The sequence below is a fragment of the Pseudomonas sp. GL_103 genome (assembly GCF_057835175.1).
In genome coordinates this window covers 3,357,817-3,383,463 of sequence record NZ_CM174420.1, presented here as the reverse complement: position 1 = coordinate 3,383,463, position 25,647 = coordinate 3,357,817, and the positions used below count along the sequence as shown (strand labels likewise).

Below are 25,647 nucleotides of genomic sequence, written 5' to 3'. Positions count from 1 at the left end.
CAGTGGGTCACTCAGTTGTCGTAACCCAGGTTCGGCGCCAGCCAGCGTTCGGTCACGCTCAGCTCCTGGCTTTTACGCGAGGTGTAGCTCTGCACCTGGTCCTTGTCGATCTTGCCCACGGCAAAGTATTGCGCCTGCGGGTGAGCGAAGTACCAGCCGCTGACCGCTGCCGCCGGGAACATCGCGTAGTGCTCGGTGAGGAACACGCCGCTGCGGCCGGCGCGCATTTCCTGGGCTTCAGGATCGAGCAGGGCGAACAACTGGGCTTTCTCGGTGTGGTCCGGGCAGGCCGGGTAGCCCGGTGCCGGACGGATACCGCTGTACTGCTCCTTGATCAGCGCCTCGTTATCGAGCGTCTCGTCTTTTGCGTAACCCCAATGTTCTTTACGCACCTGCTGGTGCAGCCACTCGGCGCAGGCCTCGGCCAGGCGGTCGGCCAGGGCCTTGACCATGATCGAGTTGTAGTCGTCGCCAGCGTCCTGATAGGCCTTGGCCACTTCTTCGGCGCCGATCCCCGCGGTGGTGATGAAACCACCCACGTAGTCAGTCACCTCACTGTCCTTGGGCGCGACGAAGTCGGCCAGGGAGAAGTTCGGCTTGCCGTCGGTCTTGATGATCTGCTGGCGCAGGTGATGCAGCTTGGCCATTGGCTTGCCGTCATCGCCATAGAGCTCGATGTCGTCGTCATGCACCTGGTTGGCCGGCCAGAAACCGAACACCGCGCGAGCGCTGATCAGCTTCTCGTCGATCAGTTTGCTGAGCATTTCCCGGGCATCCTTGTACAGCGAGGTGGCGGCTTCACCGACCACTTCGTCCTGGAGGATGCGCGGGAACTTGCCGGCCAGGTCCCAGGAGATGAAGAACGGCGTCCAGTCGATGTACTCGGCCAGGACGTTGAGGTCGATGTTGTCCAGCACCCGGGTGCCGGTGAAGGTCGGTTTGACCGGCGTGTAGCCCGCCCAGTCGAATTGCGGTTTCTTGGCGATGGCCGCGCCATAGCTCAGGCGCTCGGTGCGGGCGCTGCGGTTGGCGGTGCGCTCGCGAACCTCGATGTAATCCTGGCGGGTTTTCTCGACGAAACCGGCCTTGAGTTCCTTGGACAGCAACTGCGTCGCCACGCCCACGGCGCGGGAGGCGTCGGTGACGTAGATCACCGCATCGTTGCTGTACTTGGGCTCGATCTTCACCGCCGTGTGCGCCTTGGAGGTGGTGGCGCCACCGATCATCAGCGGCAGGTGGAAGTCCTGGCGCTGCATTTCCCGGGCGACGTGGACCATCTCATCCAGCGACGGAGTGATCAGGCCGGACAGGCCGATGATGTCGCACTTCTGTTCCTTGGCCACTTGCAGGATTTTTTCCGCCGGCACCATCACGCCGAGGTCGACGATGTCATAGCCGTTGCAGCCCAGCACCACGCCAACGATGTTCTTGCCGATGTCGTGCACGTCGCCTTTCACCGTGGCCATCAGGATCTTGCCCTTGGCTTGCGGCTTGTCGCCTTTTTCCAGTTCGATGAACGGGATCAAGTGAGCCACGGCCTGCTTCATCACGCGGGCGGATTTCACCACCTGCGGCAGGAACATTTTGCCGGCGCCGAACAGGTCGCCGACGATGTTCATGCCGGACATCAGCGGGCCTTCGATCACTTCGATCGGGCGGTTGAACGACAGACGTGACTCTTCGGTGTCTTCAACGATGTGGGTGGTGATGCCTTTGACCAGCGCATGCTCCAGACGCTTGTTGACGTCCCAGTTGCGCCACTCTTCGGTCTCGGCTTCCTTGACGCTGCCGTCGCCCTTGTACTTGTCGGCGATGGCGAGGAGGGCGTCGGTGCCTTCCGGGGTGCGGTTGAGGATCACGTCTTCCACGGCATCGCGCAGTTCCAACGGGATCTGGTCGTAGATCTCCAGTTGCCCGGCGTTGACGATGCCCATGGTCAGCCCGGAGCGGATCGCGTACAGCAGGAACACCGAGTGGATTGCCTCACGCACCGGGTTGTTGCCGCGGAACGAGAACGACACGTTGGACACGCCACCGGAGGTCAGCGCATACGGCAGCTCGTCACGGATGTAGGCACAGGCGTTGATGAAATCGACGGCGTAGTTGTTGTGTTCTTCGATGCCGGTGGCGACGGCGAAGATGTTCGGGTCGAAGATGATGTCTTCCGGCGGGAAGTCCACTTCGTTGACCAGAATGTCGTAGGAACGCTTGCAGATTTCCTTCTTGCGCGCTTCGGTGTCGGCCTGGCCGGCTTCGTCGAAGGCCATCACCACCACCGCGGCGCCGTAGCGCTTGCACAGCTTGGCGTGATGGATGAACTGCTCGACGCCTTCTTTCATGCTGATCGAGTTGACGATGCCCTTGCCCTGGATGCACTTGAGGCCGGCTTCGATCACTTCCCATTTGGAGGAGTCGATCATGATCGGTACGCGGGAGATGTCCGGCTCGCCGGCAATCAGATTGAGGAAGGTCACCATGGCCTTCTTCGAATCGAGCATCCCTTCGTCCATGTTGATGTCGATCACCTGGGCGCCGGCTTCGACCTGCTGCAGGGCGACTTCCAGGGCTTCGGTGTAGTTGTCTTCGCGGATCAGGCGGGCGAACTTGGCGGAACCGGTGATGTTGGTGCGCTCGCCGACGTTGACGAACAGCGAGTTGCGATCGATGGTGAACGGCTCAAGGCCCGAGAGGCGGCAAGCTTTCGGAATGTCCGGGATTTCCCGCGGCGCATAACCGGCCACGGCCTTGGCGATGGCTTCGATGTGGCCCGGTGTGGTGCCGCAGCAGCCGCCGACGATGTTGAGGAAGCCGCTTTGAGCGAATTCTTCGATGACCTTGGCGGTTTCCGATGGCAATTCGTCGTACTCGCCGAATTCGTTTGGCAGGCCGGCGTTCGGGTGCGCGGAAACGTGGGTGTTGGCCTTGTTCGACAACTCTTCGAGGTACGGGCGCAATTCGCGGGCGCCGAGGGCGCAGTTCAGGCCGACGGAAATCGGTTTGGCGTGGGCCACGGAGTTCCAGAACGCTTCGGTGGTCTGGCCCGACAGGGTGCGGCCCGAGGCGTCGGTGATGGTGCCGGAAATCATGATCGGCAATTCAATGCCTAATTCCTCGAACACGCCTTGTACGGCGAAGATCGCGGCCTTGGCATTGAGGGTGTCGAAAATGGTTTCGATCAGGATCAGGTCGGCGCCGCCTTCGATCAGGCCTTTGGTGGATTCGGTGTAGTTCTCCACCAGCTCATCGAAGGTCACGTTGCGGTAGCCGGGGTTGTTCACGTCCGGGGACAGCGAGCAGGTGCGACTTGTAGGACCGAGCACGCCGGCAACGAAGCGCGGCTTGTCCGGGGTTTCCAGGGTCTTGGCGTCGGCGACCTTGCGCGCCAGGCGAGCGCCTTCTACGTTTAACTCATACGCCAGGCCCTGCATGCCATAGTCGGCCAGGGAGATCTGGGTGGCGTTGAAGGTGTTGGTTTCCAGAATGTCGGCGCCGGCGTCCAGGTAGGCTTTTTCAATGCCGCCAATCACGTCCGGGCGAGTCAGTACCAACAGGTCGTTGTTGCCTTTGACATCGCTCGGCCAGTCAGCGAAGCGTTTGCCACGGTAATCCTGCTCTTCGAGCTTGTAGCTCTGGATCATCGTGCCCATACCGCCATCGAGAATCAGGATGCGCTCTTTGAGGGCGTGCTTGAGAGCTTGAAGGCGAACACTGCGATCGGACATTTGGACTACTCGGTAAGACCATGACGAAGGGCCGGGATGATAGCAAACCTGTGCGCTTTTAGAGCATGACTCGATTTTGCATGAATATCGTTCATGTTGGTAAGGATGACAGACCGGTAGAATCGCGGCGTTTTTTCAGGATTCGGGACCAGGGACATGTCGTATCGCTTCGTCATCGGCACATTGCTGCTGTTTTTAAGCTGGGGCGCCACGGCGCAAGGCCCGGCGATTCCAACTGCCAGTTCACCGTCTATTTCCTACAGCCGTGACATTCAGCCGATCTTCACTGAAAAGTGCGTGGCCTGCCACGCCTGCAACGACGCCGCCTGTCAGCTCAACCTGGGCAGCGGCGAGGGCGCAGCGCGTGGTGCGACGAAAGTCCCGGTTTATGACGGTGACCGCACTAAAGCGGTGGCACCGACCCGACTGTTCTATGACGCCTCCGGCAAACAGGCCTGGCAGCAAAAGGGCTTTTATTCGGTACTCGATACCCAGGGCAGCCAGGCTGCACTGATGGCGCGGATGCTGGAGCTTGGCCACAAAACCCCGTTGCAACCCAACGCGAAGCTGCCGGAAGACATCGTCCTGGGCCTGAACCGGGAAAACATGTGTGCCATGCCCGCGGAGTTCGACGGCTACGCCGCCAGGCATCCGAAGGAGGGTATGCCACTGGCAGTGACCGCCCTGACCGACCAGCAGTACCAGACGCTGCAACGCTGGCTGGCGGCAGGCGCGCCGATTGATCAGCAGGCTCTGGCGCCCAGCGCCAGGGAAGCCTTGCAGGTGGTGCAATGGGAAAACCTGCTCAATTCGCCGGGCGCCCGGGAAAGCCTGGTGGGGCGCTGGCTGTACGAGCACTGGTTCCTGGCCCATCTCTACTTCAAGGACGGCGAGCCTGGGCATTTCTTCCAGTGGGTGCGTTCGCGCACCCCGACCGGCCAGCCGATTGACCTGATCAACACCCGTCGCCCGAACGATGATCCGGGCACGCAGTTCTACTACCGGTTGTGGCCGGTGCAGGGCGTGATCGTGCACAAGACCCACATCACCTATCCGCTGAGTCCGGCGAAGCTGGCGCGGGTCAAGAGCCTGTTCTACAGCGGCAACTGGCAGGTCGACGCATTGCCGGGCTATGGGCCGCAGAGCCGGGCCAACCCGTTTGCCACTTTCGAAGCGATTCCGGCCCAGGCGCGCTATCAGTTCATGCTCGATAACGCCGAGTACTTTGTGCGCACCTTTATCCGTGGGCCAGTGTGTCGTGGTCAGATCGCCACGGACGTGATCCGCGATAATTTCTGGGCGTTGTTCCAGGCGCCCGAGCACGACCTGTATGTCACCGATCCGAACTATCGCGGGCAGGCCACGCCTTTGCTGGCGATGCCGGGGCAGAACGATGATGTCGGCAGCGTCCTCAGCCTGTGGCACGACTACCGCGACAAGCGAAATGAATACGAAGCCTTGCGCCGGGACAGCTACGCCGACGAGCCTGCGCCGAGTTGGTCGACCCTGTGGGCCGGTAACGACAATGCGTTGCTGAGTATCTTCCGCCATTTCGACAGCGCTTCGGTAACCAAAGGCCTGATCGGCGACGTGCCGCAAACGATGTGGCTGTTCGACTATCCGCTGCTTGAGCGCACCTACTATCAACTGGCAGTGAACTTCGATGTGTTCGGTAACGTGTCCCACCAGGCCCAGACGCGGCTGTATTTCGACCTGATCCGCAACGGTGCCGAGCAGAACTTCCTGCGCCTGATGCCCGCCGACTCCCGGGATGACTACCTTGACGATTGGTATCAGAACAGTGGCAAATTCAAGATGTGGCTGGACTACGAGACCATCGACGACGACAAGCCGACCGCGCTGAATCTGAACCCGGCTGATCCCAAGCGTGACTTTGCCAATCAGTTAATGGCCCGATACGGCGACCTTAATGCCAGGCCCGACCCGATCAATCGCTGCGACGGCGCTTACTGTTCGCGGCCGAACATCGACCCGGACCTGCAAAGTGCCGAGCAGGCATTGAGCCGTCTGACTTCGCGGCCGGCCGCCGGGCTGAAGGTCATCGACCAGTTGCCGGAAGCCACCCTGCTGCGTATCGAAACCACCAGCGGCAAGCGTGAGGTCTACAGCCTGTTGCGTAACCGTGCCCACAGCAACGTGGCGTTTTTGCTCGGCGAATCGCTGCGCTATCAGCCGGGGCTGGACACCCTGACGATTTTCCCGGGTGTACTCAGCAGCTACCCGAACTTCATGTTCAACATCCCGGCCGGGCAAGTACCTGCGTTTGTGGATGCGATGGAAAGCGCCAAGGACACCGACAGCTTCGAGAAAATCGTCGAACGTTGGGGAATACGCCGCAGTCATCCGCAATTCTGGGCTTACTTCCATGACCTGAGCCGCTACATCCACGAAAACGATCCGGTGGAAGATGGCGTGCTGGACATGAATCGCTACGAGAACCTCTGAAACACTGGGCCCTCCTGTAGGAGCTGCCGCAGGCTGCGATCTTTTGATCTAAAAAACAAATCAAGAGATCGCAGCCTGCGGCAGCTCCTACAGGGAGAGATCATCGGGATCTTTTCCCGACAAAAATACTAGGACTTTGTCCGGCGCGTTGATTGGCGTAAACTGCGCCCAAGCCTGCGAGGAGTTTCCATGACCGCTATTACCATCACTGACGCCGCCCACGATTACCTGGCTGATCTGCTCTCCAAGCAGAACACCCCGGGCATCGGCATCCGCGTCTTCATCACCCAGCCTGGCACCCAGTACGCCGAAACCTGCATTGCCTACTGCAAGCCGGGCGAAGAAAAACCCGAAGACACCGCGCTGGGGCTCAAAAGCTTCACCGCGTACATCGACCACTTCAGCGAAGCCTTCCTGGACGATGCCGTAGTCGACTACGCCACCGACCGCATGGGCGGCCAACTGACCATCAAGGCGCCAAACGCCAAGGTACCGATGGTCAACGCCGACAGCCCGGTCAACGAGCGCATCAACTACTACCTGCAAACCGAGATCAACCCGGGGCTGGCCAGCCACGGCGGTCAGGTCAGCCTGATCGACGTGGTCGAAGACGGCATCGCTGTCCTGCAGTTCGGCGGTGGTTGCCAGGGCTGCGGCCAGGCCGACGTGACGCTGAAGGAAGGCATCGAGCGCACCTTGCTCGAGCGTATTCCCGAGCTCAAAGGCGTTCGCGACGTGACCGACCACACGCAGAAAGAAAACGCCTACTACTAAGGTGTTCGCTGCGAAACGAAAAAACGGCGCCCCGTGAGCGCCGTTTTTTTATGGGTGAAGTATAAAAGATCGCAGCCTTCGGCAGCTCCTACAGGTGTACGCATTCTCTTGTAGGAGCTGCCGAAGGCTGCGATCTTTTGTTTTTAAGGGCGATAGAGATGCGCATGCCCCGTGCGATACAGTGACGACTCACTGAAATGATCGCTGCCCAGCACCCGACCCACCAGAATCAACGCTGTACGACGAAAGCCCTTGGCTTCAACCTTCCCGGCAATATCCTCGAGCGTGCCCACCACCCAATCCTGATCCGGCCAGCTCGCGCGGTGAACCACCGCAATCGGGCAATCGGCGCCGTAATGGGGCAGCAGTTCCTCAACGATCTTCGCCAGGTGATTGACCCCCAAGTGAATAGCCATGGTCGCGCCGTGCTGCGCCAGGCTGGAGAATTCCTCTCCGGGTGGCATGGCGGTTTTGTCGGCGTAGCGAGTCAGGATTACGCTCTGCGAAATATCCGGCAGCGTCAGTTCTGCGCCCAAAAGCGCGGCACACGCGGCTGTTGCAGTCACGCCGGGCACGATCTCGAACGCGATGTCCAGCTCCCGCAGATAGCGAATCTGCTCGCCAATGGCGCCATACAGGCTCGGATCGCCGGAGTGCACCCGGGCCACATCCTGGCCTTTGGCATGGGCGCTCTTGATCAGGTCGATGATCTGTTCCAGGTGCAGTTCGGCACTGTTGACCACTTGTTCGGCACAGTGACCTTCCAGTACGGCAGCAGGCACCAGAGAACCGGCATAAATGATCACCGGGCAGCTGCGAATCAGCCGCTGGCCCTTGACGGTAATCAGTTCGGGGTCGCCGGGACCTGCGCCAATGAAGTAGACGGTCATCGTCGGTTCCTGTGGGGAAAAAGAGGTTGAACAGGGCTTCAGATGAAGAATGTTCATGATCAAAGGCGGGGATTATCGGTTTTTTACGCAGCGCCGGCCAATGCCAGGGTTGCCTGGGCGTATTTTTGTCGTGGAATCAGCAGTTTTGCCGGGCCCTGGGCCAGTAGTTCAGCCAGGGCCAGTGCGGCGCTTTCCGCCACGCCGTAGCAACCGGTGCGTTCAAAGGCTATTTGCGATTGATGACTGAGTTGCTGCTCATAAACGGCCAGTTGTTCACTGCTGAAATACATCAGTTCCAGGCCAAGTTGCTGAGCCAGTTCGATCAGCGCAGGTTCATCGCGCTTCGAATCGATGCTGGCCAGCGCCTTGATTTCATGACGAGCAATCTGGTGCGCCTCCAGTGCCTGATCGAGCAGCGCCAGCAACGTGCTGACGGGGCAGCCGCGCTGGCAGCCCAGGCCGACCACCAGGGTCGGCGCTGTGCTGATATCCGTCATGCGTGGTATTGACCATCGCTTTTACGACGGAACAACCAGGCGCTGATCAGGCCCAGGGCCAGCCAGAACGCCACGTTGGTCAGTTGCGAAGCGATTTTGAACCGGGTTTCCAGCGCTTCTGGAGCGAGCATCGAATGCACCTCCGGTTGTGGCGCGCCAATCACATGGGGAACGGCGAGGATCGCCGCACCCAGGACTTTCATCAGCCAGTGACGGCTGAACACGATCAGCGCGATACCGACGGCGGTGGAGGCGGCGGTACCGATCCACCACAGTTGCCGTTGTGCCAGGTCGGCGGCGGCAGTGCCTGGCAATTCAGGTGGCAGGCCGAGGGTCGGCGCGAGCACGAAGGTCGCGTAACCGGCCAGGCCCCAGAGCAGGCCCTGAGAGGTTTTGGTCGGCGCACGCAAGGTGTACAGGCCGGCCAGCATCAGGGCGAAACCGACGGCCACTACCAGGTTGCCGCCGGTGGTCGACAGCACGCGCTGCCAGCCGTCTTCCGGCTCCCAGGCTTGTGCATCGTGAGTGTGGGCAGCCGTCGCACCGTCGGCGTGTTCATGCATTTCAACCGCGGCCGGTTCGGATTTTTCGTAGGTCTCGGCCTGCAAAATCAGCGGGGCGACCCAGAAGCTTTGCAGCAGGGTCAGCAACAGGGCGGCCAGCAGCCCGGTGAAACCTGCGGTTTGCGCAATACGCTTGATCATGTCGACAGCTCTCAATGGCACGGGAACGCGGAGCTGTGACGGGTATCGTGGGCGGCGTTGTGCACCGCTTCGATGTGCGAAAAACCGGCGAAATACACCAGGCACGCGCCCAGGATCGACGCGCAGACGGCGACGGTCAGACGTTGGGTCAGGGTTGAGGTGGTGCTCGCGGCTGTGTGTTCGGCGCTGCTGATGATCGACATGGCGTTTCCCTCTGGTCTGTCAGCGGGGAATAAGAGCGCACGCAAAAAACCGCACGACCAGGCGCGCAAGGTTTCAAACAGCGCCCGCCCACCGCGGGTTTGTTGGTTCAGTGACCGTACTGGTCACTTCGTGTTGCGGGCCGGTCTCCGGGCTCACGAGGGGCAAAGGCCTGGGCCTGAACCTGAAAGCATCACCTTCCCATGCCCTGGAGGCACAGTGGATCTGACGCTTCACTCGCTTACCGTTGCGGGGGCAGCACCGGACTGACATGGCTTAAGAGTAAAGCACATGATTCACCGGTTTCCCGTTTCACCCTGTGAAGGGCACCCGTAACAAGGTGTGTAGGAGAGCATGGGCGGGGGTTGGGCGTCAATTGGCAAGGGTTCTCACTTGAGGCTGAATGATGCCCGGCTCTTTGTAGGAGCTGCCGAAGGCTGCGATCTTTTGATCTTGTTTTTAAAAGGGAAATCAAATGATCGCAGCCTTCGGCAGCTCCTACAGTGATTGACCGGTCTTCCCACCATGCGTAGCCTTGCGCTTTCGAGGTTCTTCGGCGTTTGTCGAAGCTAAGAAGGGAACGCGGTCGATGCCGCGGCTGCCCCCGCAACTGTGAACGGTGATGTTCGTTGCCACGCCACTGCAGGCTCAATCCATGAGGCCGGCGGGAAGGCGCAGCGAATGCCAGGCTCAAGGCCGGCACACCGTCAGCCAGGAGACCTGCCTCGTCACAGATTCTCACTTTCAACCGGGCGGGGTGATCCGGTGGCGAACTCTTCAGGCACGCGCGTCCGCGTTGCCGGTCGTCGTCCTGTATGCCCGCCACATTAGCCATAGGGCATCCGATGAAAACACTGGCCAAACTCCCCGTCACCATCGTCACCGGCTTTCTCGGCTCGGGCAAGACCACGCTGCTGCGGCACATGCTCGACAACGCCCAGGGTCGCCGCATCGCGGTGATCGTCAACGAATTTGGCGAGTTGGGCATCGACGGCGAAATCCTCAAGCAGTGCTCCATCGGTTGCACCGAAGAAGAAGCCAGCGGCCGTGTCTATGAGCTGGCCAACGGCTGCCTGTGCTGCACCGTCCAGGAAGAATTCTTCCCGGTGATGCGCGAGCTGGTGGCCCGTCGCGGCGATCTGGACCACATTCTCATCGAAACGTCCGGTCTGGCACTGCCCAAGCCGCTGGTGCAGGCCTTCCAGTGGCCGGAAATCCGCAGTGCCTGCACGGTGGATGCAGTGATCACCGTGGTCGACAGCCCGGCCGTGGCCGCCGGCACCTTTGCCGCGTTCCCGGATCAGGTCGACGCCCAGCGCAAACTCGACCCGAACCTGGACCATGAATCGCCGCTGCACGAACTGTTCGCCGACCAACTGGCCAGCGCTGACCTGGTGATCCTCAACAAAGCCGACCTGATCAACCCGGCGGACCTGGCCCGCGTGCGCCTGGAAGTCGCCGAGGAATTGCCGCCAGCGGTGAAAATCATCGAAGCCAGCAGCGGTCGCCTGCCGCTGGACGTGCTGATCGGCCTGGGTGCCGGCTCCGAAGAACATATCGACAGCCGTCACAGCCACCACGACCATCATCACGATGGCGACGACGATCATGACGACCACGATCACGACGCTTTCGATTCGATCTCCATCGAACTGCCGCAAGCCGACGAAAGCCTGCTGCTGGATGCGCTGACCCAACTGGTGGTCCAGCACGGCATCCTGCGCGTCAAAGGCTTCGCCGCCATTCCGAACAAGCCGATGCGCCTGCTGATCCAGGGCGTGGGCACGCGTTTCGACAAGCATTTCGACCGCCAGTGGGGTGCTGAAGAAGCGCGAGTCACCCGTCTGGTGCTGATCGGCCAGGCACTGGACGCCACTGTTCTCGAAGCGCAATTGCGCGCCGCGCTCAGCGTGTAAGCCATGCACCTGCTCAGGACCCAGCCCGGCGGTTTCGTGTCGGATGACAACATTGCCGACCTCGGACAAACCCCCGCCGAACTGGTGGTCCTGTGCAGCGGCGATTCCAGCCTGGCGCTGCTCGCCGAAGCGGCGCAGCAGTTACCCGACGATTACCCGAGCGTGCGCCTGGCCAACCCGATGCAGGTGCAGAACCATGCCTCGGTCGATTTGTACGTCGATGAAGTGCTGCGTCACGCCAAGGTGATCCTGATTTCGCTGCACGGCGGCATCGCCTATTGGCGTTACGGCATCGAGCGCCTGGTCGAGCTGTCGCAGCGCGGAGTGCAGGTAATTCTGGTGCCGGGTGATGATCGCCCGGACCCGGAGCTCAGTGACCTGAGCACCGTCGGTGCCGAGGATCGCGACCGGCTCTGGCAGTTTCTGCGCCAGGGCGGCATGGGCAACGCCCTCGATTTCTTCCGCTGCCTGGCCAACCGCTGGCTGGCCCGTGATTACACCTGGGGCGAGCCGCAAACCCTGCCACGCACGGCGATATACCATCCGCACAAACACTGCGCCGCGCTGAGCGACTGGCGGGCCGACTGGCACGCCGATCAACCGGTGGCGGCGGTGCTGTTTTACCGCTCGCATTTGCAGGCGGCGAACACCGCTTTCATTGATGTTTTTTGCCAGCGCTTGCAGGCCGCGGGGTTGAATCCGTTGCCGATTGCGCTGGCCAGCCTGAAGGAGCCTGGTTGTCTTTGCGTGGTCGAGGACTGGCTGGATGAGGCCAGCGTATCGGTGATCCTGAACACCACCGGCTTCGCCCAATCCAGTCCTGAAGCACCCCATCTGCGCCCGTTTCGCCGCAATATTCCGGTGATCCAGGCGATTTGCGCCCAGGACAACGAACCCGGTTGGCGCGCCAGCGAACAGGGGCTTGGCCCTCGTGATCTGGCGATGCACATTGCCTTGCCGGAGCTGGACGGACGCATCATCAGCCGCCCGATCAGTTTCAAGGACCTGGCGTGGCGCAGTGAGCGCAGTCAGTCGGATGTGGTCTGCTACCGGCCACAACCGGAACGCATGGATTTCGTCGCCGAGCTGGCGCGGCGTTGGGTCGATCTGGCGCGGGTGCCTAATGCTGAAAAACGCATTGCCTTGATTCTTGCCAATTACCCGACCCGCGACGGCCGCATCGGCAACGGCGTCGGCCTCGATACCCCGGCCGCCGCGCTGAATATCCTGCGGGCGCTGCATGCCGAAGATTATCCGTTGCCGGCTGAATTACCGGACAGCGGCACCGCACTGATCCAGCAGTTGCTCGGCGGCGTCAGCAACGATCTCGAAACCCTCGACCTGCGTCCGTGCCAGCAAAGCCTGGGCATGGATGATTATCTGGCGATGTTCAACGCACTGCCCAAAGCCAATCGCGCGGCTGTACTCGAACGTTGGGGCACACCGGAAAACGACCCGATGTGCCGCAGTGGACGGATGATGATCGCCGGCCTGCGTTTTGGCCTGACCTTCGTCGGCATTCAGCCAGCGCGGGGTTATCAGGTCGATCCGAGCGCGGTGTATCACGACCCGGACCTGGTGCCGCCCCACGGTTACCTGGCGTTCTACTTCTGGCTGCGCAACACCTACGGCGCCCACGGCGTGATCCACGTCGGCAAACACGGCAACCTCGAATGGCTGCCGGGCAAGGGCGTCGGGCTCTCGGAAAACTGCTGGCCGGATGCTTTGCTCGGGCCCCTGCCGAACATCTATCCGTTCATCGTCAACGACCCGGGCGAGGGCGCCCAGGCCAAGCGGCGCACCCAGGCCGTGATCATCGATCACCTGATGCCACCGCTGACCCGCGCCGAAACCTACGGCCCGCTGCGCAACCTCGAGCTGTTGGCCGACGAGTATTACGAAGCGCAACTGCTGGATCCGCGTCGTGCCCGAGAGTTGCAGCGCGACATCTTGCAACTGGTGCGCGACACCCACATCGACCGTGAACTGCAACTGGACGAACAACTCGACAGTGATGCCGACGCAGCGATCTGGTTGCCGCGACTCGACACTTATCTGTGCGATTTGAAAGAGTCGCAGATCCGCGACGGCCTGCATGTATTCGGCGAATCACCCACCGGGCGCTTGCGCATCGATACTTTGCTGGCGTTGTTGCGCATTCCACGGGGTGATGGCCGAGGCGCGCAGTCGAGTCTGCTGCGGGCATTGGCCAAGGCCTTCGGGTTGGGGTTCGATCCGCTCGATTGTGCGCTGGCCGAGCCTTGGGCCGGGCCGCGTCCCGAGCCTCTTTTGCTTATCAGCGACGAGACCTGGCGTACGGCGGGGGATACTCGCGAGCGCCTGGAACTGTTCGCCGCGCAGTTGATTTCGGACGCGTTGAATAACCCCTGTGGGAGCGGGCTTGCTCGCGAAAGCGTTGGGTCAATCGACATAAATGCTGAAGGATCAACCGCCTCGTCGGAACGCCGCCCGGAGACAAGCCCGCTCCCACAAGGGGCCGACTGGATCGAGGTGCAAGCCATCATCGACAACCTGCGCGAGGTGGTCGCTCCACGTCTGGACGCCTGCGGTCCGGCGGAAATGCGCGGATTGGTCGATGCCCTGAGCGGTCGCTTCGTCCCGGCCGGTCCCAGCGGCGCGCCGAGTCGCGGTCGCCTGGACGTGCTGCCCACCGGGCGCAATTTCTATTCGGTGGATGTGCGCAACCTGCCGACCACCACGGCGTGGCGCATCGGTTTCCAGTCGGCCAACCTGATTCTCGAACGGCACCTGCAAGACCACGGTGATCATTTGCGCCAGCTCGGCCTGTCGGTGTGGGGCACCGCGACCATGCGCACCGGCGGCGATGACATCGCCCAGGCCATGGCGCTGATGGGGGTGCGCCCGGTCTGGGCCACCGGCAGCCAGCGGGTCGATGATTTCGAGATTCTGCCGTTGAGTTTGCTCGACCGTCCGCGGGTGGACGTGACCTTGCGTGTGTCCGGTTTCTTCCGCGATGCCTTTGCCAATCTGATTCGCTTGTTCGACGCGGCGGTGCAAGCAGTGGCCGACCTCGATGAGCCGGATGACCTCAATCCGTTGTCGGCCAAGGTACGCGCCGAGCGCACAGCCCTGCTGCAGTCAGGGCTCGATGAAGACGCTGCGCGACGTCAGGCCGGCTGGCGGATTTTCGGGGCCAAGCCCGGTGCCTACGGCGCGGGTGTGCAGGGCGCCATCGACGGTCGCCTGTGGCAGAGCCGCGAGGACCTGGCCGAGGTCTACCTCAACTGGGGCGGCTACGCTTACGGCGGTTCCGACGAAGGCACCACTGCCCGCGAACAGTTCAGCCAGCGCCTGAGCCAGGTACAGGCGGTGCTGCAAAACCAGGATAACCGCGAGCACGATCTGCTCGACTCCAACGATTACTACCAGTTCCAGGGCGGTATGCTCGCGGCGGTGGAAAGCCTGAAAGGCGAGGCGGCGGCCAGCTATCATGGCGACCACAGCCAGCCGGATCTGCCGAAGATTCGCACCTTGAAGGAAGAGCTGAACCGGGTGATCCGCTCCCGGGCGGCCAATCCGAAATGGCTCGAAGGCGTTAAACGTCACGGCTACAAAGGCGCGTTCGAAATGGCCGCGACGGTCGACAACCTGTTCGCCTTCGACGCCACCACGCAGTTGATCGACGATCACCAGTACGCGTTGCTGGCCGACGCCTATTTGCTCGACCCGGACACCCGGGATTTTGTCCGTGAACACAACCCCCATGCCTTGCGCGACATGACCGAGCGCATGCTCGAGGCGCAACAACGGGGGATGTGGAAGGAGCCCGGCGAGTACCGCGAGGCGCTGGAGAATTTGTTGCTGGATATAGAAGAAGACGGCTAATCACCGCAATCCCTGTGAGATCACCGACCATGACCGAGATAAAACAATGACCGACACCCCGCATTTCCCGCTCTCCGCCGTGGTCGGCGCCGACGATTTGAAACTGGCCCTGTACCTGACCGCCATTGACCCGAAAATCGGCGGCGTGCTGATCGAAGGCCCGCGGGGCATGGCCAAGTCGACCCTGGCCCGCGGTCTGGCGGACCTGCTGGCCAGCGGTCAGTTCGTCACCTTGCCGCTGGGCGCCACCGAGGAGCGCCTGGTCGGCACCCTCGATCTCGACGCGGCGCTGGGCGAAGGTCGCGCGCAGTTTTCCCCCGGCGTACTGGCCAAGGCTGACGGTGGCGTGCTCTACGTCGACGAGGTCAATCTATTGCCTGATCACCTCGTTGATCTGCTGCTCGATGTGGCTGCCAGCGGCACCAATCTGGTCGAGCGTGACGGCATTTCCCATCGGCACTCGGCGAAATTCGTGCTGATTGGCACCATGAACCCGGAAGAGGGTGAGCTGCGTCCGCAATTGCTCGACCGATTCGGCTTGAACGTCGCCCTCGGAGGGCATACCGCGCCCGTCGAGCGCGGTCAGATCATCCGTCGTCGCCTGGATTTCGACAGCGATCCGCAAGGTTTCTGCGCCGAATGGGAGTCGGCGCAGGCGTCTCTGCGCGAACGTTGCCAGAACGCACGCAATGCACTGGCAAGCATTCCCCTCGACGACCAGGCTTTGGCACACATAACCGAACGCTGCTTTGCTGCCGGGGTCGATGGATTGCGCGCCGATCTGGTCTGGCTGCGTGCCGCACGGGCTCATGCCGCCTGGCGCGGAGCGAACGCCATCGCCGAGGAAGATATCGATGCAGTTGCCGAGTTCGCCTTGCGCCATCGTCGTCGCGAGCACTCACCACCGGCTTCTGCGCAATCCCAAGCGGCGCAATCCTCCGAGCCACAGAACGCCAACCCGGGCGAAGGACAGGGCCAATGGGGCGAGTTGCCTGCCCAGGCGCTCGCGGTCGGTGCACGACGTGAAGTGCCGAACTGGCCAAAAAAGCCCTAGGCATTCGCCTTCGCTGCGACGCGGGGGCGAATGCCAGACCCCGAGCCGGGCGCCTGGACCACGGCAAACTAGGCAAGCGTCACGCAGCCCGCAGCGGCTCGGTCAACTGGCCCGGTACCTTGCTCAATGGCCGGCCGCGTCAGCGCGACGATTTGTTGTTTCAACTGCGTACTCGTTCGCCTCATGAACTGTGGCTGGTGATCGTAGACGCTTCCGCATCGACTCGCCGTCATCAGGCATTGAGCGATGCCAAGGGCTTGCTGGCGCAGTTGTTCGACGATGCCTATCGCCAGCGTGCGCGTCTGGCCTTGCTCACGGCCAGCGGTTCTGCACCCAAGTGGCAGGTGCAGGGATTGAAGGCTTCCAGCGGATTACGCCAGTGGCTCGATGGTCTTGGCGCCGGGGGCGGTACGCCGTTGCTGGCCGCGTTGGGCGAAGCGGGGCAATGGCTTGCGGCACGGCAAAAGCGTTTTCCGGCAGAGCAGCAGCGGTTGCTGCTGGTGACCGATGGCCGGCTGAAGGACTGGCCGTTGTTGTCGACACTGGAGTGCCCGGGTTTGCTGATCGACATCGAGCGCGGGCCGATTCGGCTCGGGCGCAGCAGGGTGTTGGCGGCGCAGTTGCAGGCCGAGTATCGGCATATTGACGAACTGCTTCCTGGCTGAATTCTCCTTTGCCCGGGCCGGCCTCTTCGCGAGCAGGCTCGCTCCCACAATTGATCCGGTTGGAACACAAACTTTGTGATCACGCAATAACCCCTGTGGGAGCGAGCCTGCTCGCGAAAGCGGTGTACCAGCCAACTTCAAACTTGAATTACTTGCCCATCGCCTGCCGATACTGCCGGGTGCGCTTGCCAATGTAAAACCGGTCGAGAATCAACGCCCATAGCGCCGAGACTTCAGGTCGGGTTTTGCGCCCACGACTCAAGCGATGCAGCTGTAACTTGACCACCGCCATGCTCGCCAGCGCCGCCAGGGGCTTGCGCTTCCAGCGGATCGGCGGCAGCTGCGGATGACTGTCCTGGCCTTCGCGCCAATGCTTGACCAGGTGCGGCTCCACGGCCAGCGCAGTGCCGATACCGGCCATGGCGATGCCGCTGTCGAGCACCTGCTCGACGATTGCCAAACGCCGGATCCCGCCGGTCACCATCACCGGCATCCGCGCTGCGCTGGCCAGTTCACCGGCCATTTCCAGAAAGTACGCCTCCCGCGCCAGAGTCCGGCCGTCGCGCGCTTCGCCTTGCATGGCCGGCGCTTCGTAACTGCCACCGGAGAGCTCCAGCAGGTCGATCGCTTGTTCGTTAAGCCACAGGATCACTTGTCGCGCATCCTCGGCATCAAAACCACCGCGCTGGAAATCCGCCGAGTTGAGTTTTACCGACACGCAAAATTGCGGCGACACCGCCTGGCGAACCGCCTCGACAACGGACAACAGCAGGCGCGCACGATTTTCCAGGGCACCGCCCCATTGATCAGTGCGCCGATTGGTCAGCGGCGAAAGGAACTGGCTGAGCAGGTAGCCGTGGGCGGCGTGGATCTGCACACCGGTAAAACCGGCTTTCTCGGCCAGTGCGGCGCTGGTGGCGAAGCGTCGGATCACCTCCTGGATATCGTCCTCGCTCATGGGTTTGGGTTCGGCGAACATCTTCGAGAACTGGCCCAGATCCAGCGCAACTGCCGACGGCGCCAAGGCTTGCTGGCCGAGGTTGGCCATGGTCTGGCGGCCAGGATGGTTGAGCTGCACCCAGAAATGCGCACCGCCGGAGCGGCCGACGCTGGCCCACTGGCGGAAGCGCTCCAGGTGGCGCTCGTCTTCCAGCGCTACACCGCCGGGGCCGGTCATGGCGCGACGGTCGATCATCACGTTGCCGGTCAGCAACAGGCCGGCTTCGCCCTCGGCCCAGGCCTGATACAGGCGCAACAGCGCCTGGTCGGGCACCTGATCGGTATTGGCCAGGTTTTCTTCCATCGCGGCTTTGGCAATGCGATTGCCGATGGTCTGGCCGTTGGGCAAATTCAATGTTTGGAAGGGTGACATGCTTGACTCCTCGAAGTGATGAGCAGAGGCTAAGCTTAAAGTTAACTTTAATGTCAAGCGAACAAATGAGGCCCCTATGAAGATTGGTGAATTGGCACAGTTGAGCGGGTTGACCGCATCGCGTATCCGTTTTTACGAGTCTCAGGGCTTGATCCGCCAGGTCGAGCGTTCTTCCAACGGTTATCGGCGTTACTCGCAACAGGCGCTGCAAACCCTGCAACTCATCCAATGCGCACAACAAGCCGGTTTCAGCCTGGAAGAACTCAGGCAACTACTGCCGGATACTGTGACGGGCGCGTTCAAGCACGATGAGTTGATGGCTGGCTTGCATCGCAAGATCGAGCAGATCGAAGAGATGCAACGACACCTGGCCCATAGCAAGGCGCAGTTGCTGGGCTGGATCGACACCATTCAAGCCAGGCCCGAAGGCATGAGTTGCGATGAAAATGCTGAACGGGTGATGACGTCATTCAAGCATTAGGTCAGAACGGATTGCTCATCAGCTTACCGGCCCTCCACACGCCCGGTTGTGAACCAGATACCCGCCCTTTGTAGCCAACGGTAGCGGTCAGGGTTCCGTGCGTTTGGTAACGTTTTTTCCAGTTTGCAAGCATCCCCCTGATTCAAAACAAATTTCAATCTCGCTCACATTCCCTCCACATCCTGTGGCACACTTTCTGCTGTCTATTCCGTTGTTACATACAATGTTCCGGTATAGCGGAATAAACATCACCCTGGAGTGCTTGCCATGCATCGCCATCCTTCCTTGTTCAAAGCGTGTGTTTTTCTGTTCGCGGCTTCTGCCGCTGCCATGGGTGTAGCCCAGGCGGCGGACAGTAAGCTCGACAGCGTTCTGGCCCGCGGCAAACTGATTGTAGGCACCGGCAGCACCAATGCGCCGTGGCACTTCCAGGGCGCGGACGGCAAGTTGCAGGGTTTCGATATCGATATCGGGCACATGATCGCCAAGGGTTTGTTCAACGACCCAGGCAAGGTTGAGTACGTGGTGCAATCGTCCGATGCGCGGATTCCCAACCTGCTGACCGACAAGGTCGACATCAGTTGCCAGTTCATCACCGTGACGGCCAGCCGCGCGCAGCAAGTGGCGTTCACCCTGCCGTACTACCGCGAAGGTGTCGGCCTGCTGCTGCCGGCGAACAGCAAGTACAAGGAAATCGATGACATGAAAGCCGCCGGTGACAGTCTCACCGTGGCGGTGCTGCAAAACGTCTATGCCGAAGAACTGGTGCACCAGGCGCTGCCCAAGGCCAAGGTCGATCAGTACGACAGCGTGGACCTGATGTACCAGGCCGTGAACTCCGGCCGCGCCGACGCGGCGGCCACCGACCAGTCTTCGGTGAAGTACCTGATGGTGCAGAACCCTGGCCGTTATCGCAGCCCGGCCTACGCCTGGAGCCCGCAGACCTATGCCTGCGCGGTCAAGCGCGGCGATCAGGACTGGCTGAACTTCGTCAACACTACCCTGCATGAAGCCATGACCGGCGTTGAGTTCCCGACTTACGCGGCGTCGTTCAAGCAGTGGTTCGGTGTGGATCTGCCAACGCCGGCGATTGGCTTTCCAGTCGAATTCAAATGATCCCGTGAGAGTGGGGCGCCGATATGCGCCCCGCTCAAGGTACTGCTGACCATGAACTATCAGTTGAACTTTGCCGCCGTGTGGCGCGACTTCGACACCTTGCTGGTGGGGCTCGGTATGGGTCTTGAACTGGCCCTGGTGTCGATCGCCATCGGCTGCGTGATCGGCCTGATGATGGCGTTTGCCTTGTTGTCCAGGCATCGCGCATTGCGGGTGCTGGCGTCGGTGTATGTCACGGTGATTCGTAACACGCCGATCCTGGTGTTGATCCTGTTGATCTACTTTGCGTTGCCAAGCCTGGGGATCCGGCTGGACAAGATCCCCTCGTTCATCATCACCCTGTCGCTGTATGCCGGGGCGTACCTCACCGAAGTGTTCCGCGGCGGTTTGCTGAGCATTCCCAAGGGCCTGCGTGAAGCAGGGTTGGCCATTGGCCTGGGCGAGTGGCAGGTCAAGGCCTACGTCACCGTGCCGGTGATGCTGCGCAATGTGTTGCCGGCGCTGTCGAACAACTTCATTTCGCTGTTCAAGGACACTTCGCTGGCGGCCGCGATTGCGGTACCTGAGCTGACCTATTACGCGCGCAAGATCAATGTCGAGAGTTACCGGGTGATTGAAACCTGGCTGGTGACCACGGCGCTCTATGTGGCGGCCTGTTACCTCATTGCCATGATGCTGCGTTACCTCGAACAGCGTCTGGCGATTCGCCGATAGGAGCCCCCATGTACGAATCCCCCAGTTGGTTGCATGAGTTGTGGGTGGCGCGGGAAGTGCTGTGGCAGGGCTTTCTGACCAGTGTCCAGGTGTCGGTGCTGGCGATTTTGCTCGGCACGCTCGTAGGCGTCGTCACCGGTCTGGTGCTGACCTACGGCAAGTTCTGGATGCGCGCGCCGTTTCGTTTTTATGTCGATGTGATTCGCGGCACGCCCGTGTTCGTGCTGGTGCTGGCGTGCTTCTACATGGCGCCGGCACTGGGCTGGCAGATCAGCGCGTTCCAGGCCGGTGCACTGGGTTTGACGCTGTTCTGCGGCTCCCATGTCGCCGAGATCGTGCGCGGTGCATTGCAGGCATTGCCGCTCGGGCAGATGGAGGCGAGCAAGGCCATCGGCCTGACGTTCTACCAGGCCCTCGGTTACGTGCTGTTGCCCCAGGCGTTGCGGCAGATCCTGCCGACCTGGGTCAACTCGTCCACCGAGATCGTCAAGGCCTCGACCCTGTTGTCGGTGATCGGCGTGGCGGAATTGCTGCTCAGTACCCAGCAGATCATTGCCCGGACGTTCATGACCCTGGAGTTTTACCTGTTCGCCGGTTTCCTGTTCTTCGTCATCAACTACGGCATCGAGTTACTCGGCCGGCACATTGAAAAGCGGGTGGCTTTGCCATGACTCAGACTCCAACCAATGCACAAAACGGCCAACCGCTGCTGGACATTCGCGGCCTGCACAAGCGTTACGACCAGCTCGAAGTGCTCAAGGGCGTCGACCTGAGCATGCAGCGCGGCAACGTGGTGACGTTGATCGGCTCCAGTGGCTCGGGCAAGACCACGCTGCTGCGCTGCGTGAACATGCTTGAAGAGTTCCAGGGCGGGCAGATCCTGCTCGACGGCGAATCCATCGGTTATGACGAGGTCAACGGCAAACGCATTCGCCACGCGGAAAGAGTCATTGCCCGCCATCGTGCCATGACCGGCATGGCGTTCCAGCAGTTCAACCTGTTCCCGCACCTGACTGCATTGCAGAACGTCACCCTGGGCCTGCTCAAGGTCAAGAAGCTGCACAAGGACGAGGCCGTGGCCCTGGCCGAGAAATGGCTGGAGCGCGTTGGCCTGCTGGAACGTCGCGATCACTTTCCCGGTCAGTTGTCTGGCGGTCAGCAGCAGCGCGTGGCAATCGCCCGCGCCATCGCAATGAACCCGAGCCTGATGCTGTTCGATGAAGTGACCTCGGCCCTCGATCCGGAACTGGTGGGCGAAGTGTTGAGCGTGATCAAGGGCCTGGCCGAAGACGGCATGACCATGCTGCTGGTGACCCACGAAATGCGCTTTGCGTTCGAGGTCTCGGACAAGATCGTTTTCATGAATCAGGGGCGTATCGAAGAGCAGGGGCCACCCAAGGACCTGTTCGAACGCCCGCAGTCGCCACGACTGGCGGAATTTCTCAAAAGCACCCGTTTTTGATCCTTCAATTTTCAATCAGGAGAAACACTCATGAGCATTACTCGTTACGGCACCGGCAGCACCGCCGCTGGCGGTCAGCCTCGCCCTTTCGCCCGCGCCGTTGAAGCCGATGGCTGGCTGCACGTTTCCGGGCAGGTGCCGGCGGTGGACGGCGAGATCATTACTGGCGGCATTGTCGAACAGACCCACCAGACCATGAAGAACCTGATCGCGATTCTCGAAGAGGCAGGTTATGGCCTGGAAGACGTGGTGCGTGCTGGCGTGTGGTTGGAGGATCCGCGGGATTTCACGAGTTTCAACAAGGTCTTCTCCGAGTACTTCAAGCCTGAACATGCACCGGCGCGGGCCTGTGTGCAGGCGAACATGATGGTCGACTGCAAGGTTGAGATCGACTGCGTTGCGTACAAGAAAAAGGCCTGAACCGCGGTCGCTCTTGTAGGAGCTGCCGAAGGCTGCGATCTTTTGGCGTTTTTTATGGGGGCTGCCAAGGCAAGATCAAAAGATCGCAGCCTGCGGCAGCTCCTACGGGCGACTTTGAATGGGAACCACTGAAATGACCGAAGACACCATCAAGCGCCGGGCACGCGGTCTGGACCGGGCGTTCGATATCCTCGATTTCCTCAAGGAGATCGGCCAGCCCCTGCGTCCGAACGACATCGCCAACGGCATCGGCAGCCCCAAATCCACGGTCTACGAACTGGTGGCCTCGCTGCTGGAGCGACGGATCCTGGAGCCGGTGGGCAAGGACGGTCATGTCTACCTCGGTCGTCAGTTGTATTTTCTCGGACAGGCACACCTGCGGCATTTCGACCTGACTCGCGAGGCCGATCACGCCTTGCAGGAAATCGTCAGCCAGACCCGTGAAACCGCGCAGATGTGCCTGCTCAACGGGCGCAAGTACACCGTTGCGCTGATGAAGGAGGGGGAACGGCATTTCCGTATTTCCTCCGACATCGGCGAAAATGCGCCCATCCCCTGGACCGCATCCGGGCGGCTGTTGCTGGCGCACCTGAGCGACCAGGCAATCGTCGACCTGATCGACCACGACGACTTCATCCTGCCCGATGGCGAACGCTTGGAATTTGCGCAGTTTCTCAAGGAAATCCGTCAGGCCGGTATCGACGGCTTTTTCTCCTTCGATAGCGTCGCCGACACCTTTACCCATTGCTTCGCCGCACCGGTCAAAGACCCCAACGGCGTGGCCATTGCGACCCTGTGCATCGTCGCCCCGCGGGCCGATGCCAAGAAAAATTACAACGACTACCGCCGGGTGCTGATCGAAAGCGCCAACAGCCTGGCCCGTCGCATCAACGAATAACAGCGGCTGCCTGCGGCCGCGTGAACGAGGAGTTCGACCATGTATTCTGCCCCCAATACTGCCGCCGTGGAAAAAGGCACCGCGCCCATTGGCGCCAGCCTGGTGCGTGACGTCAGCCTGCCTGCGCTGGTACTGCACCGCGAGGCGCTGGAACACAACATTCGCTGGATGCAGGCGTTCGTCAGCGACAGCGGAGCCGAACTGGCGCCCCATGGCAAAACCAGCATGACCCCGGCGTTGTTCCGTCGCCAACTGGACGCCGGTGCCTGGGGCATCACCCTGGCCAGCGCCACGCAAACCCGTGCGGCCTACGCCCATGGTGTACGCCGGGTGCTGATGGCCAACCAGTTGGTCGGCGCGCCGAACATGGCGCTGATCGCCGACCTGCTGGCCGACCCGACGTTCGACTTCTATTGCATGGTCGATCACCCGGACAACGTCGCCGACCTCGGCGCCTATTTCGCCTCCCGCGGCGTGCGCCTGAACGTGATGATCGAATACGGCGTGGTCGGTGGTCGCTGCGGTTGCCGCAGCGAACAGGAAGTGCTCGATCTGGCCAACGCCATCGGCGCGCAACCGGCGCTGGCCCTGACCGGGATCGAAGGTTACGAAGGCGTGATCCATGGCGATCACGCGGTGACCGGTATTCGCGATTTCGCCGCATCACTGGTGCACCTGGCGGTGCAGTTGCAGGACAGCGGAGCCTTCGCCATAGCCAAACCGATCATCACCGCGTCGGGCTCGGCCTGGTATGACCTGATTGCCGAGTCCTTCGAAGCACAGAACGCCGCCGGACGTTTCCTCAGCGTGCTGCGTCCCGGCAGTTACGTGGCCCATGACCATGGCATCTACAAGGAAGCGCAGTGCTGCGTGCTCGACCGTCGCAGTGACCTGCACGAAGGCCTGCTTCCGGCACTGGAAGTGTGGGCGCACGTGCAGTCGTTGCCGGAACCGGGTTTTGCGGTGATTGCCCTGGGCAAGCGCGACGTGGCTTACGACGCCGGTTTGCCGGTGCCATTGCTGCGTTACAAGGCGGGCGTCGTGCCGGCCAAAGGCGATGATGTGAGCGCCTGCAAGGTGACTGCTGTGATGGACCAGCATGCGTTCATGACCGTGGCGCCGGGGGTTGATCTGCGGGTGGGGGACATCATTTCGTTTGGTACCTCGCACCCGTGCCTGACGTTCGACAAGTGGCGTATCGGCTGTCTGGTAGACGATCAACTGAACGTCATCGAGACCATGGAAACCTGTTTCTAAGACTGAAACCGCGGCGCGGCTTTCGCGAGCAAGCCCGCTCCCACAGGGTTTTGTGTACACCGAAGATCCAATGTGGGAGCGGGCTTGCTCGCGAAGAGGCCCTACCAGACAAAAAGAGAAACCCGCGTATGAACACTATCAACACCCTCGGCCCCGACACTCCACGCATCGCCCTGATCGGCGAGTGCATGATCGAGTTGCAGCATCGCGCCGACGGCAGCCTGCAACAAAGCTTCGGCGGCGATACCTTGAATACGGCGGTGTACCTGTCCCGGGAACTGGGAGAGGACGGCGCTGTGGATTACGTCACCGCCCTGGGCGATGACAGTTTCAGCGACGCGATGTGCCAGAGTTGGGCAGCGGAAAATATCGGGCTCGGCATGGTCCAGCGCCTGCCCGGACGCCTGCCGGGTTTGTATTGCATCCAGACTGACGCCGCCGGTGAGCGACGCTTTCTGTACTGGCGCAACGAAGCGGCCGTCCGCGATTGCTTCACTACCCCGGCTGCTGCGCCGATCCTCGCTGCGCTGCCGGATTACGATGTGCTGTATTTCAGCGGCATCACCCTGGCGGTACTCGGCGCGCAAGGTCGGGAAAAACTGCTGGAAACCCTGATCGAAGCCCGCCAGCGCGATGCACGGATCGTGTTCGACAACAACTACCGGCCACGGCTGTGGGCATCGGTCGAGGATGCCCGGGCGGCGTATCGCCATGTGCTACCGCAGGTTGATCTGGCGTTGCTGACGGTGGATGACGAGCAGGCGCTGTTTGGCTATGCCGATTGTGACGCGGTGTTTGCCGCGTATGAGCAGATCGGTACGCCGGAAGTGGTGCTCAAGCGCGGCGCCCAAGCGTGCCTGATTCGTTGTGATGGCGAGTCATTCGAGGTGCCGGCGCAGAAGGTCGAGCGGGTGGTGGACACCACGGCGGCGGGGGATTCGTTCAGCGCGGCGTATCTGGCTTCGCGGCTCAAGGGTGGCAGCCCTGCGGATGCCGCCGAGGCTGGGCATCGGTTGGCGAGCCGGGTGATTCAGGTGCCTGGGGCGCTGATTCCAAGGTAAGCGGTGAATGGCCGTTGGCTGTGCCATCGGATCGCGAGCAAGCTCGCTCCCACAGGGATTTGTGAGTTGCAATAGATTGCAGCCACACCGACTACCTCTGTGGGAGCGAG

Annotated in this window: 21 protein-coding genes and 2 riboswitches; of the genes, 15 read left to right on the top strand and 6 right to left on the bottom strand. The window is 61.5% G+C overall.

Annotated features, from left to right (window positions below):
- Window positions 1-11 precede the first annotated feature (11 nt).
- Complete coding sequence (gene metH / locus AC3IP0_RS15275) at window positions 12-3,722, bottom strand: methionine synthase (protein WP_489315982.1); 3,711 nt, start codon at window positions 3,720-3,722, stop codon at window positions 12-14.
- 156 nt (window positions 3,723-3,878) lie between these two features.
- Here metH and AC3IP0_RS15270 point away from each other — a divergent pair, with 156 nt between their 5' ends.
- Together AC3IP0_RS15270 and nfuA are read left to right on the top strand one after the other, a co-directional pair.
- Window positions 3,879-6,188 (top strand): fatty acid cis/trans isomerase, encoded by a 2,310-nt coding sequence (locus AC3IP0_RS15270; RefSeq protein ID WP_489325154.1) that lies wholly within the window; start codon window positions 3,879-3,881, stop codon window positions 6,186-6,188.
- Window positions 6,189-6,377: 189 nt separating this feature from the next.
- Window positions 6,378-6,962 carry a Fe-S biogenesis protein NfuA gene (gene nfuA, locus AC3IP0_RS15265; RefSeq protein WP_007912592.1) on the top strand — a complete coding sequence of 195 codons (585 nt, stop codon included), beginning with the start codon at window positions 6,378-6,380 and terminating at the stop codon, window positions 6,960-6,962.
- A gap of 143 nt (window positions 6,963-7,105) precedes the next feature.
- Here the strand turns inward: nfuA and cobM are convergent, their stop codons facing one another.
- The 4 genes from cobM to AC3IP0_RS15245 all read right to left on the bottom strand — a co-directional run bounded on the left by cobM (window position 7,106) and on the right by AC3IP0_RS15245 (window position 9,256).
- Entirely contained in the window at window positions 7,106-7,852 is a 747-nt protein-coding gene (cobM, locus tag AC3IP0_RS15260) for a precorrin-4 C(11)-methyltransferase (protein WP_489325152.1), read from the bottom strand.
- 83 nt (window positions 7,853-7,935) lie between these two features.
- Window positions 7,936-8,349 carry a cobalamin biosynthesis protein gene (locus tag AC3IP0_RS15255; protein ID WP_489315979.1) on the bottom strand — a complete coding sequence of 138 codons (414 nt, stop codon included), beginning with the start codon at window positions 8,347-8,349 and terminating at the stop codon, window positions 7,936-7,938.
- Window positions 8,346-9,053, bottom strand: a complete 708-nt coding sequence (locus AC3IP0_RS15250; protein ID WP_489315978.1) for a CbtA family protein — start codon at window positions 9,051-9,053, stop codon at window positions 8,346-8,348. Before AC3IP0_RS15250 ends, AC3IP0_RS15255 begins: the two co-directional genes overlap by 4 nt.
- Window positions 9,054-9,064: 11 nt before the next feature.
- Window positions 9,065-9,256: a CbtB domain-containing protein gene (locus tag AC3IP0_RS15245; protein ID WP_223542775.1), complete on the bottom strand. Its 192-nt coding sequence runs from the start codon at window positions 9,254-9,256 to the stop codon at window positions 9,065-9,067.
- A 121-nt stretch (window positions 9,257-9,377) separates the two neighbouring features.
- Window positions 9,378-9,603: riboswitch (cobalamin riboswitch) on the bottom strand.
- 180 nt (window positions 9,604-9,783) lie between these two features.
- A riboswitch (cobalamin riboswitch) is annotated at window positions 9,784-9,996 on the top strand.
- A 103-nt stretch (window positions 9,997-10,099) separates the two neighbouring features.
- Between AC3IP0_RS15245 and cobW the strand changes: the two genes are divergently transcribed.
- The 4 genes from cobW (at window position 10,100) to AC3IP0_RS15225 (ending at window position 16,756) form a co-directional block, all read left to right on the top strand.
- Window positions 10,100-11,170, top strand: coding sequence for a cobalamin biosynthesis protein CobW (cobW, locus tag AC3IP0_RS15240; protein WP_489325149.1), 1,071 nt, complete (start codon window positions 10,100-10,102; stop codon window positions 11,168-11,170).
- A 3-nt stretch (window positions 11,171-11,173) separates the two neighbouring features.
- Window positions 11,174-15,037, top strand: a complete 3,864-nt coding sequence (gene cobN / locus AC3IP0_RS15235; protein ID WP_489325148.1) for a cobaltochelatase subunit CobN — start codon at window positions 11,174-11,176, stop codon at window positions 15,035-15,037.
- Between the two features lie 46 nt (window positions 15,038-15,083).
- Window positions 15,084-16,091: a magnesium chelatase ATPase subunit I gene (locus AC3IP0_RS15230; RefSeq protein WP_489325147.1), complete on the top strand. Its 1,008-nt coding sequence runs from the start codon at window positions 15,084-15,086 to the stop codon at window positions 16,089-16,091.
- Between the two features lie 119 nt (window positions 16,092-16,210).
- The gene (locus AC3IP0_RS15225) at window positions 16,211-16,756 is read left to right on the top strand and encodes a vWA domain-containing protein (protein WP_489325145.1); all 546 of its coding nucleotides are present in this window, start codon (window positions 16,211-16,213) and stop codon (window positions 16,754-16,756) included.
- A gap of 148 nt (window positions 16,757-16,904) precedes the next feature.
- On the opposite strand, the gene AC3IP0_RS15220 is transcribed toward AC3IP0_RS15225, so the two are convergent.
- The gene (locus AC3IP0_RS15220; protein ID WP_489325144.1) at window positions 16,905-18,128 is read right to left on the bottom strand and encodes an NADH:flavin oxidoreductase/NADH oxidase family protein; all 1,224 of its coding nucleotides are present in this window, start codon (window positions 18,126-18,128) and stop codon (window positions 16,905-16,907) included.
- 76 nt (window positions 18,129-18,204) lie between these two features.
- Between AC3IP0_RS15220 and AC3IP0_RS15215 the strand changes: the two genes are divergently transcribed.
- The 9 genes from AC3IP0_RS15215 (at window position 18,205) to AC3IP0_RS15175 (ending at window position 25,537) form a co-directional block, all read left to right on the top strand.
- On the top strand, window positions 18,205-18,609 hold the full coding sequence (locus tag AC3IP0_RS15215; protein ID WP_489315972.1) for a MerR family transcriptional regulator: 405 nt from the start codon (window positions 18,205-18,207) through the stop codon (window positions 18,607-18,609).
- Between the two features lie 267 nt (window positions 18,610-18,876).
- On the top strand, window positions 18,877-19,725 hold the full coding sequence (locus AC3IP0_RS15210; RefSeq protein ID WP_489315971.1) for a transporter substrate-binding protein: 849 nt from the start codon (window positions 18,877-18,879) through the stop codon (window positions 19,723-19,725).
- A 51-nt stretch (window positions 19,726-19,776) separates the two neighbouring features.
- Window positions 19,777-20,439: an amino acid ABC transporter permease gene (locus tag AC3IP0_RS15205; protein WP_150756924.1), complete on the top strand. Its 663-nt coding sequence runs from the start codon at window positions 19,777-19,779 to the stop codon at window positions 20,437-20,439.
- 8 nt (window positions 20,440-20,447) lie between these two features.
- Complete coding sequence (locus tag AC3IP0_RS15200) at window positions 20,448-21,110, top strand: amino acid ABC transporter permease (protein ID WP_150723636.1); 663 nt, start codon at window positions 20,448-20,450, stop codon at window positions 21,108-21,110.
- Window positions 21,107-21,901 carry an amino acid ABC transporter ATP-binding protein gene (locus AC3IP0_RS15195; protein ID WP_489325142.1) on the top strand — a complete coding sequence of 265 codons (795 nt, stop codon included), beginning with the start codon at window positions 21,107-21,109 and terminating at the stop codon, window positions 21,899-21,901. Before AC3IP0_RS15200 ends, AC3IP0_RS15195 begins: the two co-directional genes overlap by 4 nt.
- A 30-nt stretch (window positions 21,902-21,931) precedes the next feature.
- Entirely contained in the window at window positions 21,932-22,321 is a 390-nt protein-coding gene (locus AC3IP0_RS15190; RefSeq protein ID WP_489315969.1) for a RidA family protein, read from the top strand.
- Between the two features lie 133 nt (window positions 22,322-22,454).
- Entirely contained in the window at window positions 22,455-23,219 is a 765-nt protein-coding gene (locus tag AC3IP0_RS15185) for an IclR family transcriptional regulator (RefSeq protein WP_489319781.1), read from the top strand.
- Window positions 23,220-23,258: 39 nt separating this feature from the next.
- Window positions 23,259-24,476 (top strand): amino acid deaminase, encoded by a 1,218-nt coding sequence (locus AC3IP0_RS15180; protein WP_489315968.1) that lies wholly within the window; start codon window positions 23,259-23,261, stop codon window positions 24,474-24,476.
- Window positions 24,477-24,604: 128 nt separating this feature from the next.
- Window positions 24,605-25,537 carry a sugar kinase gene (locus tag AC3IP0_RS15175; protein WP_489315967.1) on the top strand — a complete coding sequence of 311 codons (933 nt, stop codon included), beginning with the start codon at window positions 24,605-24,607 and terminating at the stop codon, window positions 25,535-25,537.
- Window positions 25,538-25,647: the final 110 nt, after the last annotated feature.